This is a genomic window from Desulforamulus profundi (assembly GCF_002607855.1).
Genome location: NZ_AWQQ01000036.1, coordinates 1 through 12,267, shown reverse-complemented (window position 1 = coordinate 12,267; position 12,267 = coordinate 1). Strand labels below are relative to the sequence as shown.

The window sequence follows — 12,267 nt, the reverse complement described above, 5'->3', positions numbered from 1 at the left end:
TCCTACCGACCTTAAATTCCCTGGCGGCCGCAAGCCCATGACTGGAACGGGTGCGTGAAATATCGGTACATTAGTGGTGGAAGGAAAAGTTATCAACATTTATGGTCAACTTTCTTTTGCAGTAGTATTGCATGGGAAAAATTTACTTAATTACCAGTTAATAAATGGTTTTAATGGTAATATTTTTCTTATAAAATACACAAAGGAGGGAGAAAAACCACCTTAAACAAGTTCAAAAAAATGTCTTGACATCTTTAGCCACCATAACATGTTGAGGGATTTGCTGGAATCAATGAGCTGCCTGGCGACTTTACAGGTTTGACCCATGAGCTGCCTGAAATTATGCAGCATGGTGTTAAAACTGTGACCCAGCCTGGCCACCTCATCATTCCCCTGGACGTGAAAATCTCGGGTTAAGTCCCCCTGGGCCACGATGGCCATATTTTCCGAAATCCGGTTGAGGGGGCCAAGGATTTTGCCAATTAAAGCGAACAGGATGACTCCCAATACCAGCAGGGAAAGGACCAGGTGAATGGCACTGTCCCGCAGGACATTGTCCAGTTGCTTCAATATCCCTGTGCGGTCCAGGTTGGCCTTTACATACTGATGGGAACACCGCTGTAGTCATAAACGGGAATAATCAGGACAGCCGCCGCCGCGTTATTCAAATACACCGAGTGAACTCCCTTGCCGGACATGGCTTTCTTCACCTCGCCGGCATCCACCGCCAGGGGATCCCTTTCGCTTGTTCCGGCCAGGGGTTTATTTTTGTCAACCTTCTGCCATGCCACACCGCTGCTGGCGTAGGGATACATGAAGAATTCCCCGCCGCATTGTTCCTTCCACCGGGCCAATAGTTTGGGATTAAACCCCATGCCGTATTCAGCGCTGCCGATATGTTCGCCCTGGTAAAAAACCGGAGCAACCACCCGGAAGCCATAACCTCCACGTCCCTCCTCCAACCCGGCCACCAATTTCTTTTCCTTATTGCTTTGCATAACGGTGGCCCGGAAGGAGGACAAATCATCCCCAAATTTTTTGGGTTGGTGCAGGCGCAGAAAAGATGTGGCCGGCGGCAGGTGAAACTGAATTTGCTCAATGCCGTCCCTTTTGGCCTGTTCAAAGATGGGAGCGGTGAGCCGTAAGAGCTCCTCCCTGTTCCTTTCGGCAAAGGCCTGCTGAATATCCGGCATGTGAATGATACCGGTAAGTCCCATTCTGGCGGAGGTAAACACCGCCTCCAGGTCATTCCTGACAATGGACTCGATGTTGCGGTAGCCAACCTGTTCTTGATCCAAAATAGCGTCTCTCATTTGCCGGTAGCTCAGTGTCACCAATGTAACAAGAGAAATACTTACCAGTATAACCAGTGGAACCAGAAGTTTTGTTTTCACACTTTGCAGCACCCACCGCACCCCTTATTCTGCTTGTTAGGAAAATTTTTAGGAAAAATTTGACGAATTATATCATTATTAAATTAACATTAAATTTCCAATCCTAAATGTCGTGTTAATTACAGTGAAACTGTCTATTTTATGACAATAAAATTGCTATGCCGGTTATTTTCCGCTGCAAAAAAACCCCTGCCTGGTAATAGGCAGAGGCTTGTCCGGTCTGTGCATTAAAAGAGGATACCGGGCGGGGTCGGCACACCCAGGAACAGGGCAAAGGTGGCATACACGGCGCCGGTAAGGATCACGGCAAAACCCGTTGAGATGCCAAGGGACGCCAGGTTCAACCCCCAATCGCTTAAGTACCAGGACATCAGTGTTAAAAAGACAAAACTGGAGATATAAAACCCAACCACGTTAATGGCCACGATATAGATCACGGTGGCTAAAATCATGAGAAAAGCACGGCCGTAGGCCAGGTCGGTGGTATTGGAACATTTGACACCCTTGCAGGTAATCCCTCCGACAATCAGGTAAACACCTGTGCCCACTAAGAACACTTCTAATATCAGGGGAAAAATGTTGCTGTGCAGTTCCCCTGCACACAGAATGCTGCAGCAATCAGGATGCTGATGATACCGGTTAATAAATTCAAACGGGGACGGTTCTTGACTTGAATTCATTTTTATGAATTCAAGTCAAGAAGAACGAAATCGCTCCGCGATGGCCTTGGAAGTAATTACCCAGAATAAAATAACATAATAAAAGTGAAAAGTATGCCCTCTCTGTGATATTGTTTAATCGCCAAACAAAACAAACCCAGAGAAAGGAGCATACTTTTCACTTTTATGATTATACCACATCCAAATAGACAAATACAAAGTTTATTAAAATAGCCAGGCCCCCTCCTACCTTCTGAAACGGTGGATTAGTGTGTACAAACCATCAAAAATCAGGAGGTATTTCCATGAATCACTATGAACAAGAGATAAACCTATATTTCGAACTCAAAGGGACTCCAGAATCATCAAGAGAAGCATATTTGCGAAGGATTAATGCATTTGTAAATTTTATGCAGGACAAGCATAAATGCAGGGAAGACATTACGGAAAGCGATATCCAGCAATACATCCTTTATCTTAAGAAGGAAAAAGGTCTTTCCCCGGGAACCATTAATAACTACATTTCTGCCATTAAGTTTTTTTATACCTGTATAGTGGATAAGGAATGGAATCCAAAGAAAATCCCACGGATGAAAAGAAACCGTAAACTTCCGGTAATCCCTCCAAAGCAGGATGTGCTGGCGATCTTAAATGCAACCGCTAATCTTAAACACAAAGCTATTCTGGTGTTAATTTACGGAAGCGGCTTACGGGTTGGAGAAGTAGCCAGGTTAAAGATTTGTGATATTTGCAGTAAAAGCATGCGGGTTCGGGTAGAAAACGCCAAGCATAATACAAACCGATATACCATTTTATCGGATATAGCCCTTGAGGTGTTGCGAAAGTATTTCAAGGCATACTTAGGTATGCCCAAATCAAGTCAAATTTATGAAGAAATATACACGATATACAATAAGTATGCAAAATACAGCAAAATTAAAAATCAAAAGGCAAAGACACAAAATTAAAACCCCATAGCCCGGGAAAGTCGCGACTTCGTTCTTCTGGGGCAATCAAAAATTTTGCGCTTAGTTTTTTGCGTAAGTATTATTAAAGGCTCAACAATCAGCTAATATCTGACGGTTGAGCCTTTTGCATGCAAAACTTCCGATTGCCCCCTTCAAGAACCGTCCCCAACTTTACTTGTGGTTGCAAGTAAAAAAGAAACCTCACTGTCTTAAGTGGGGTTTCTATTGGTGGGCGATGACGGGATCGAACCGCCGACATCCTGCTTGTAAGGCAGGCGCTCTCCCAGCTGAGCTAATCGCCCGTATTTATGGTGACCCCTACGGGATTCGAACCCGTGTTACCGCCGTGAAAGGGCGGTGTCTTAGACCACTTGACCAAGGGGCCAATTGAGAGGTGGGAGGTGAATGGTGGGCCCACCAGGACTCGAACCTGGAACCCGCCGGTTATGAGCCGGATGCTCCACCATTGAGCTATAGGCCCGATATTTTTGGCTCCCCGAGTAGGATTCGAACCTACAACCTACCGGTTAACAGCCGGTTGCTCTACCGTTGAGCTATCGAGGAGCATCACCACGAAAGTTATTATACTAAAACAACACTATCAGGTCAACCTTATATTTTTGTTTTTATACCCAATTTTTACTTTGGCTTAACACTGCTATTAATCCAGGTAATCTTTAAGCTTTTTGCTGCGGCTGGGGTGCCGGAGTTTGCGCAGGGTTTTGGCTTCAATCTGACGAATGCGTTCCCTGGTCACGCCAAATTTTTGGCCCACTTCTTCCAGGGTTCTGGCGCGCCCGTCATCCAGTCCGAAGCGCAGGCGCAAAACCTTTTGCTCCCGGTCGGTCAGAGTTTTCAAGACCTCATCCAACTGTTCCCGCAGCAGGGTAAAAGATGCTTCCTCCGCAGGGGCCCGGGCATCGGCATCTTCAATGAAATCGCCCAGGTGGGAATCTTCTTCCTCGCCGATGGGGGTCTCCAGGGATACGGGTTCCTGGGCAATCTTCATGATTTCCCGCACCTTTTCGCCGGAAATATCCATCTCCTTGGCAATTTCCTCAGGACTTGGCTCTCTGCCCAACTCCTGCAGCAATTGACGGGAAACCCGGATCAGCTTGTTGATGGTTTCCACCATGTGGACCGGAATACGAATGGTCCGGGCCTGGTCGGCGATGGCCCGGGTAATGGCCTGGCGAATCCACCAGGTGGCATAGGTGCTGAATTTATATCCCTTCCGGTAATCGAATTTCTCCACCGCTTTTATCAAACCAAGGTTGCCTTCCTGAATCAAATCCAGGAACAGCATGCCCCTGCCCACATAACGTTTGGCAATGCTGACAACCAGTCGCAGGTTGGCCTCGGCCAGCCGGCGCTTTGCCTCCTCATCTCCCTGCTCCATACGCTTGGCCAGCTCTACCTCTTCTTCCGGAGATAGCAGGGGAACCCGGCCAATCTCTTTCAGATACATTCTTACCGGGTCATCGATACCAATGCCCTCGGGAATGGTGAGGTCCACTTCTACCTCTTCGGACGGGGCGTCAACGGCATCGTCTACTTCCAGTGGCTCCAAATCAGTGGCTTCGGGGACGACTTCAATGCCCATGGCGGCAATTTTTTCATAAATGTCATCAATTTGATCCGGCGATAGTTCGGTACCCTGCAGGGTATCCATGATTTCTGTGTAAGCTAGAACGCCTCGTTTTTTGCCTTTCTCTATCAGCTCTTTGATTTGTTCTACTTTTGTTTCGTCCCTCATGTTGCCACTCCCCTTTCGGGCCCCTCGGATTTATTCATGGTTAACTGAATTTGACGACTAAGATTCAAGACTCTTTCGGTATCTCCGGCTCTTTCGGCCACTGCCAACTTCAACAGCAGGTCCTCCAGCCTAGCTTTTTCAGTGGACTTCTTGATGGTGTTAATAAAATCAGTCAACATTTGGTCGGTATTTTCTCCGGGTATTTCCTGTACCAGTATACCGCTTAAAACCCTTTGATGGGGTTCTTCCAGTAAATCAAACAGTTTATTGACGGGCTGTTCCGCGCCACAGGCCAGGGCTGCATCAAAAATCCCCTGGAAATCCGGGTTTTGAAAGAACTGCCGCCCCAATTCCATGACGATTCGCTCCAACCACACCCTGTTCTCCAGGGCAAACCGGAGAATTCCTGCCTCGGCATGGGACCGGGCATCCCTGGGCTGGGCGAAAGAGAAAGAATTGGACGTACTCGCTATATTATGGCTATCTTTTGCAGAATTATCCCCGATTTGGGATTTTTTTCTGGTATTTTTCTTGAATGATTTAATTTCCTCCAGCACGGTCTCCCAATTTACCTGTAAAACCGTGGCCGTTTGCTTAATGGCTTCTTCTAATTCAATTGGACTGGCCACAGCAGCCAAGTTGGGTAGCACCTCCTGAAGGACTCTCTTTTTGGAGCCACTGTTTTGTATACCAAACCTTTTCACTGCCTGCATCAGTTTATACTGTACCAGGGGGATGGCCGTATCAATAATCTTTAGCCAGCCGGCCATGCCGTTTCGCTGGATAAACTCATCGGGGTCCTTGGCGCCTACGATGGTCGCGATGCGAACCTGGCAGCCAGATCCTGCAGGATTTCGGCAGCGCGCATGGCGGCCTTGACACCGGCAGCGTCCGCATCGTAGGCAATGACCACGTCATGGGTGTAGGCCATCAACAGCTTACCCTGTTCCCGGGTAAAGGCGGTCCCCAGAGAGGCCACGGCATTGGTAACGCCGTGCTGGTAGGCAGAAACAACATCCATGTAACCTTCCATTAAAACAGCGTAACCAAGCTCCCGGATGCCCTTACGGGCAATATGCAGGCCGTATAAAAGCTGGCCTTTATTGAAAAATTCACCCTCGGGAGAGTTCAGGTATTTGGGATTGTCGTCTCCCATGGTTCTGCCGCCGAATCCCACCACTCGTCCCTGGCTGTCCCAGATGGGAAACATCACCCTGTTCCGGAACCGGTCGTAACAACCGCCGGACTCTTTGGTCTGCACCAATCCCAACGCAACCAGTTCAGTTTCTTTAATTCCCCTGGCCGTCAAAAACTTGGTCAGGCTATCCCAACCGGGGGGCGCATAACCCAACTGAAAGGTTTCCCTGGCGGCTTCTGACAGGCTACGTGATGCCAAATACTGAACCGCCCCGGCACCAATGTCTTTGCCAAGCAGGATGCAATAAAAATCCCTGGCCAGGCCGTATATTTTAAAGGCCCTGTCTTTTTTGCCCTGACGCGCCAGCTCTGCGGGGGAGGTTTCCTCCGAAATCTCGATTCCCGCCTTGGCTCCCAGTGATTTAACTGCGTCCGGGAAAGAAAGACCCTCCACCATCATAAGAAATTTAAAGACATTTCCTCCAGCACCACAGCCAAAGCAGTGAAAGATCTGCTTTTCAGGTTGATATTAAAGGAAGGTGTCTTTTCCTGGTGAAAGGGGCAAAGGGCCAGATAATTTTTGCCACGCTTTTCCAAACGGAGGTAACGGGAAACAACTTCAACGATATCGGATCTTTGCCTGATCTCTTCAATAACGGCATCCGGGATCCGTCCCGCCATAAAAACCACCCTTCTCCCTGCTAATACTTTACATTTTCTCTGTCCAAGGGTGCTTTTCCTGCCGCTGGAAGAAACCCGGAATCGGAACTACAGTTTAAAGTTTATTCGCTGTTGCTAAAAAATTTCCTGCAATGCTTCGACATTTTTTCTTAGGGCAACAGCTTTATTATTGCCAATATTTACAATGAATATATCAAAACTGTTTATCCCGGGGGAAATCCTTTAGGGATAAACAACTTTTTATATTGGGCAACAGCAAACCGGTCAGTCATGCCGGCGATATAGTCCGCCACCACCCGGGCAATGCCTTCCCGGTCCACCTTGTTTAGCAAGTCATCGGGCAGAGAAGCGGGATGTTCAGTATAGTACAGGTAGAGCCCCTTCACTACATGCCGGGCTTTATTCTCTTCTTTCTTGGCCTCAGAACCAATATATACATAATCAAACATAAAGGTTCTCAACCGGTCCATGGCCTCCTGCACTTGTGGGCTCATGGTGATTGCCGCTTTGCCCATGCTGGATTGAATCAGGTCCAGAACCATGGTGTTGATCCGCTGGCTGTGGCGTCCGCCCAGCACTTTCAAGCAGTCCCCGGGCAGGTTCTGCTGGTTCAGCACACCGGCCCGCAGGGCGTCGTCAATGTCATGATTGATATAGGCGATGCGGTCGGCAATTCTTACGATCTGCCTTCCAGGGTGACGGGGATGTTGGGCCCGGTGTGATTTAAAATGCCGTCCCTGACCTCATAGGTAAGGTTCAGGCCGTTTTGGCCCTCTAATTGATCTACCACCCGGAGGCTTTGTTCGTTATGTCTAAACCCGGGGGCGTAGACCATGTCCAGCACCTGTTCCCCGGCATGACCGAAGGGAGTGTGTCCCAGGTCATGCCCCAGGGCGATGGCCTCGGTTAAATCTTCATTAAGACCCAGGGCCTTGGCACAGGTCCTGGCAATTTGCGCCACCTCTAGGGTGTGGGTCAGCCTGGTGCGGTAATGGTCCCCCTCGGGAATAATGAACACCTGTGTTTTCAGTTTTAAACGCCGGAATGCTTTGGAATGAATAATCCGGTCCCGGTCCCGCTGAAAGACCGTGCGAACCGGGCAGGGTTCCTCAGCATGTTCCCTGCCCCTGCTGGCACTGCTCCGGCAGGCATAGGGTGACAGGTTTTTGTTTTCCAGTTCTTCGGTCTGCCGCCTGATGTCCATAGGTCAACCCTGTCCTTTTTTCCTTTCTCGCAGGGCAGCGGTGGCACGGGCTACTTCCGCCACCCGGCGTCCCAGGATGCGGCTGCGCTTTGCCGCCTCGGGATCACCGGCGGCCGGCCGCTGGGCGCTGGCCCCCTGGTGACCGGCATCGTAGTCAAAGGTCCCGTCTCCCACAACGGTCATGCCATGCACCAGCATAATGTCCTGTAAAGCTCTGACGGTGGTTTCCTGTCCACCAAACCGGGAAGCACCAACGGATAAGGCTGCTCCCACCACATCCACCAGGGCTTTTTCCTTACGCAAAGCCCTGCTTTTGTCCCACAGAAGTTTCATAGGGGATGCAACGGTGCCGAAATAAACCGGGCTTCCCAGTATGATGCCGTCAGCGGTTTTAATCAGGTCGAACAATTCCCCCAGGGGAGTGCCTTGATAACAAACTCCGGCACAGGGATTGGTGCAGGCATCGCAAAACAGCTTGAGGGGCGTTTCAACAAAGTCCGCCACATGGTTCAGCCTGGTAGCCGCTCCCAGTTCACCGGCTCCTTCCAATGCCTTGTTCAGCATAAATACTGTATTGCCATCGGAATTGGGACTGCCGTTTAAAGCGAGTATAAACATAAATAAACCTCCTCATTGAGATGTGAGAGGTGAGAAGTGAGAAATTTTGTTATAACACTTTATGCCAGGTCTACGTTGATTAGACACACGTTAATGACCCAGAGGCACTCTCTCTAAAACGGTATAAACATGGCCTATAGGCGTCAGGGCGCTTTGCATGAGCTGAATGGAAGAGACTTGCATACTCCCAGTTGTTGTTTTTGTTTCTCAATTTCCCTGACCAAATGGTCCAACGTCCCAAATTCCCGGGGCCGGCCAAGGATTAAATGAGGGGAATACGTGCGACCTTCCAGAGGAAACCACAATTTATGCAGGTTTTGTTCCAGAGAACCTTGCAGGGCCAGCAGGCGGTCTTTTTCTCCCGCCAAGCCCACCCAGATCACCTTTGGCCTTCCCCTTGGCGGAAAGCGGAAAGGCGCCAAGTTACTTTTTTATTGACTTATTCGACGGACCCTTAAGTAAATCCTTTTTTACAAAGAATAGTTTTTGTAAGAATGAACCCGTGTACCTGTCGCAAACTGACCTTGCCTCTTATAATGCCACGAATTGCAGTCTTTTCAACCTTGACGGAGTTTATATCAAAACAGGGGAACAGGGCAACCTGAGCTGCCCTGTTTGTTACCGGTAAAATATATGATTTTAAGAACCTTAGGCTAGTTGTTTTTCACTTTCGCCTGGGCGGCGGCCAGCCGGGCAATGGGCACCCGGTAGGGCGAACAGCTGACATAATCCAGGCCAATGAGGTGGCAGAATTCAACCGAGCTGGGTTCCCCGCCGTGCTCGCCGCAGATGCCGATTAACAGGTCGGGTTTCACCCGGCGGGCGTTTTCGACCGTCCACTGCATGAGTTTGCCGACGCCCTTGCGGTCCAGCACGATAAAGGGGTTATCCGCCAGGATTTTCTTTTCCAGGTAGGGCTGCATAAACTTGCCCTCGGCGTCATCCCGGGAAAAGCCCAAGGTGGTTTGGGTCAGGTCGTTGGTGCCGAAGGAGAAGAATTCCGCCTGGGCAGCAATTTCATCGGCCAGCAGTGCAGCCCTGGGTACCTCGATCATGGTGCCCACCGTGTAGTGGAAATCCACGCCGGTGGCTTCTTTTACCTCTTCCGCTACACCCTCCACCAGTTGACGCAGGTAAGCCAGTTCCTTTACTTCAATTACCAGGGGAATTTCCACCTCCGGTTCAACCTTGAAGCCTTCCTTTACCAAACGGGCAGTGGCCTGGAAAATGGCCCTGGCCTGCATAGCGTATACTTCCGGCCAGGTAATACCCAGGCGGCAGCCCGGTGACCCAGCATGGGGTTGAACTCGGACAGGGAACTGACTTTGCGCAGCAGGTCTTCCTTTTGTTTAATTTCCGCCGGGCTGCCGTTGGTCAGTTTGAGGCGGCTGATTTCCACCGCCAGTTCTTCCGCATTGGGCAAGAATTCGTGGAGCGGCGGGTCCAGCAGGCGAATGCATACCGGCAGGCTTTCCATGGCCTTCAAAATGCCGTAGAAGTCCTCTTCCTGCATGGGCAGCAGTTTGGCCAGGGCCTCCGCCCTTTCTTCAATGTCGGTGGCCAGGATCATTTGCTGTACAATGGGCAGGCGGTTCTGGGCCATGAACATGTGCTCGGTACGGGTTAAGCCAATTCCTTCGGCACCAAATTCTCTGGCCTTGGCAGCGTCTTCCGGCGTGTCGGCGTTGGCCCGGACACCCAGGGCACGGATTTCATCGGCCCACTGTAACAGTTCCTGGAATTCCGCAGACAGCTCGGGCTCAATCATGGGCACTTCACCCAGGATGACCTGACCGGTGGAGCCGTCAATGGAAATGATGTCGCCGTCCTTAACAACGATATCTCCAACGATAAATCGTTTGTTTTCGTAATCAATCTTGATGGCTTCGCAACCGCAGACACAGGGTTTTCCCATCCCCCGGGCCACAACGGCCGCGTGGCTGGTCATGCCGCCCCGGGAGGTAAGAATCCCCTGGGCCGCCACCATGCCGTGGATGTCGTCCGGTGTGGTTTCGGTCCCCACCAGGATTACCCTTTGACCCTGTTCATTCAGACTTTCTGCCAGGTCCGCATTAAACACAACGGAGCCGGAAGCAGAGCCAGGAGATGCCGGTAAACCTTTGGCGATCACATCCAATTTGGCGTTGGGGTCGATGCGGCGGTGCAGCAGTTGGTCCAACTGAGCGGGATCGATACGGAGAATGGCAGTTTCTTTACCAATAATGCCTTCTTTTACCATCTCCACTGCGATGCGAATGGCAGCCTGGGCCGTGCGCTTGCCGTTACGGGTCTGCAGCATCCACAACCGGTTGCGTTCAATGGTGAATTCAATGTCCTGCATATCTTTATAATGGTTTTCCAGCAGCGTGCAGGTGCGGGCAAACTGCTGGTAAACATCGGGCATTGCTTCTTCTAATTTGGCAATGGGCTGGGGGGTACGGATGCCGGCTACCACGTCTTCCCCCTGGGCGTTGGTCAGAAACTCGCCGTAGAGAACCTTTTCGCCGGTGGAAGGGTTGCGGGTAAAAGCCACACCGGTACCGCAATCGTCACCCATGTTGCCAAACACCATGGCCTGTACATTGACAGCGGTTCCCAGGTCGTCGGGAATTCTGTGAATCTTGCGGTAAATAATGGCACGGTCATTTTCCCAGGAATTGAATACCGCATAAATGGCTCTGTAGAGCTGTTCCTTGGGGTCCTGCGGGAAATCTTTTCCTGTCTCCTTACAAACGATAAACTTGTATTTTTCAATTACTTCCTGCCAATCTTCGGCAGTCAATTGATTGTCAAACTGGACGTTTCTCTTGTATTTTTGCTCCTCCAAAAAGGCTTCAAATTTGTGATGTTCGATATCCAGCACAACATTACCAAACATTTGAATAAAGCGGCGGTAGCAATCATAGGCCCAGCGGGCATTGCCGCTGCTGGCAGCCAGACCGGTGACGGTTTGGTCATTGAGGCCCAGGTTCAGAACGGTGTCCATCATCCCGGGCATGGATATGACTGCGCCGGAGCGGACAGAAACCAGGAGAGGTCCGCTGGGATCGCCGAATTTCTTGCCCAGGGTTTGCTCCAGCCAGGCCACCTTTTGCTCCACTTCCTCTTCCATGCCCGCGGGGAATTTGCGCCCGGCTATGTAAAACTCTTTACATGCTCGGTGGTAATGGTAAAGCCCGGGGGAACCGGCAGGCCAATGTTGGTCATTTCCGCCAGGTTCGCGCCTTTACCGCCCAAAAGGCTTTTCATATCAGCTCTTCCTTCAGAAAACGCATATACGTATTTTCTGCTTGCCAATTCAATTCCCTCCTAGTAACTTCTCACATCTCACTTCTCATTTGTGTCGTTCGCCCCGGTAATAAATCTCCAGCACTTTGCTGGCGGTTTCTTCCACAGCCTTGTTGGTAACATCGATGACCGGGCAGCCCACCCGTTTCATAATTCCCTCGGCATATTCCAGTTCCTTCAGAATACGCTCCGGACTGGCATAGTCCGCATGGGATGTCAGGCCGAGGGTTTTCAGCCGCTCGGTGCGAATGACGTTTAACTGCTGCGGCTTAATGGTTAAACCGATGGCCTTGTGGGGCGGCAGGTTGAAAATCTCCTGGGGCGGTGCCACTTCCGGCACCAGTGGAACGTTGGCCGCTTTAATCCGCTTGTGGGCCAGGTACATGCTGAGGGGTGTCTTGGAAGTGCGGGATACCCCTAAGATCACCAGATCTGCCTGAGAATGCCCCGGGGATGCCTTGCCGGTCAATCATGACTTACGGCAAATTCAATGGCCTCAACCCGCCGGAAATACTCCTCATCCAGCTTGTGCACCAGGCCCGGTTCCAATTTGGGCGGACCG

General features: G+C 50.5%; 9 protein-coding genes, 4 tRNA genes and 4 pseudogenes. 1 reads left to right on the top strand and 16 read right to left on the bottom strand.

Annotated features, from left to right (window positions below):
• Window positions 1–222: 222 nt before the first annotated feature.
• The 3 genes from P378_RS20970 to P378_RS04800 all read right to left on the bottom strand — a co-directional run bounded on the left by P378_RS20970 (window position 223) and on the right by P378_RS04800 (window position 2,074).
• On the bottom strand, window positions 223–570 hold the full coding sequence (locus P378_RS20970; protein ID WP_238472884.1) for a HAMP domain-containing protein: 348 nt from the start codon (window positions 568–570) through the stop codon (window positions 223–225).
• Window positions 571–596: 26 nt separating this feature from the next.
• Window positions 597–1,406, bottom strand: a complete 810-nt coding sequence (locus tag P378_RS04805) for a cache domain-containing protein (RefSeq protein ID WP_238472883.1) — start codon at window positions 1,404–1,406, stop codon at window positions 597–599.
• A gap of 215 nt (window positions 1,407–1,621) precedes the next feature.
• Window positions 1,622–2,074: a tripartite tricarboxylate transporter TctB family protein gene (locus tag P378_RS04800; protein ID WP_099082461.1), complete on the bottom strand. Its 453-nt coding sequence runs from the start codon at window positions 2,072–2,074 to the stop codon at window positions 1,622–1,624.
• A gap of 284 nt (window positions 2,075–2,358) precedes the next feature.
• Between P378_RS04800 and P378_RS04795 the strand changes: the two genes are divergently transcribed.
• Window positions 2,359–3,021: a tyrosine-type recombinase/integrase gene (locus P378_RS04795; RefSeq protein ID WP_099082460.1), complete on the top strand. Its 663-nt coding sequence runs from the start codon at window positions 2,359–2,361 to the stop codon at window positions 3,019–3,021.
• A 226-nt stretch (window positions 3,022–3,247) separates the two neighbouring features.
• On the opposite strand, the gene P378_RS04790 is transcribed toward P378_RS04795, so the two are convergent.
• The 13 genes and pseudogenes from P378_RS04790 to P378_RS04735 all read right to left on the bottom strand — a co-directional run.
• Window positions 3,248–3,323: transfer RNA gene (locus P378_RS04790), tRNA-Val, on the bottom strand.
• A gap of 7 nt (window positions 3,324–3,330) precedes the next feature.
• Window positions 3,331–3,406, bottom strand: a tRNA-Glu gene (locus P378_RS04785).
• Between the two features lie 21 nt (window positions 3,407–3,427).
• Window positions 3,428–3,502: transfer RNA gene (locus tag P378_RS04780), tRNA-Ile, on the bottom strand.
• 8 nt (window positions 3,503–3,510) lie between these two features.
• Window positions 3,511–3,585: transfer RNA gene (locus P378_RS04775), tRNA-Asn, on the bottom strand.
• A 97-nt stretch (window positions 3,586–3,682) separates the two neighbouring features.
• The gene (rpoD, locus tag P378_RS04770) at window positions 3,683–4,777 is read right to left on the bottom strand and encodes an RNA polymerase sigma factor RpoD (protein WP_099082459.1); all 1,095 of its coding nucleotides are present in this window, start codon (window positions 4,775–4,777) and stop codon (window positions 3,683–3,685) included.
• On the bottom strand, window positions 4,774–5,547 hold the full coding sequence (locus P378_RS20965) for a hypothetical protein (RefSeq protein ID WP_238472882.1): 774 nt from the start codon (window positions 5,545–5,547) through the stop codon (window positions 4,774–4,776). Before P378_RS20965 ends, rpoD begins: the two co-directional genes overlap by 4 nt.
• A gap of 38 nt (window positions 5,548–5,585) precedes the next feature.
• Window positions 5,586–6,595: pseudogene (gene dnaG / locus P378_RS20960) on the bottom strand (DNA primase).
• 203 nt (window positions 6,596–6,798) lie between these two features.
• Window positions 6,799–7,799: pseudogene (locus P378_RS04760) on the bottom strand (deoxyguanosinetriphosphate triphosphohydrolase).
• 3 nt (window positions 7,800–7,802) lie between these two features.
• Window positions 7,803–8,417 (bottom strand): flavodoxin family protein, encoded by a 615-nt coding sequence (locus P378_RS04755; RefSeq protein WP_099082458.1) that lies wholly within the window; start codon window positions 8,415–8,417, stop codon window positions 7,803–7,805.
• 143 nt (window positions 8,418–8,560) lie between these two features.
• Entirely contained in the window at window positions 8,561–8,800 is a 240-nt protein-coding gene (locus P378_RS04750) for a 2'-5' RNA ligase family protein (protein WP_099082457.1), read from the bottom strand.
• Between the two features lie 270 nt (window positions 8,801–9,070).
• Window positions 9,071–11,529 (bottom strand): annotated as a pseudogene (gene ppdK, locus P378_RS04740) (pyruvate, phosphate dikinase).
• A 23-nt stretch (window positions 11,530–11,552) separates the two neighbouring features.
• The gene (locus tag P378_RS22760) at window positions 11,553–11,666 is read right to left on the bottom strand and encodes a PEP/pyruvate-binding domain-containing protein (RefSeq protein ID WP_274378640.1); all 114 of its coding nucleotides are present in this window, start codon (window positions 11,664–11,666) and stop codon (window positions 11,553–11,555) included.
• 85 nt (window positions 11,667–11,751) lie between these two features.
• Window positions 11,752–12,267 (bottom strand): annotated as a pseudogene (locus tag P378_RS04735) (pyruvate, water dikinase regulatory protein); the annotation flags it as partial.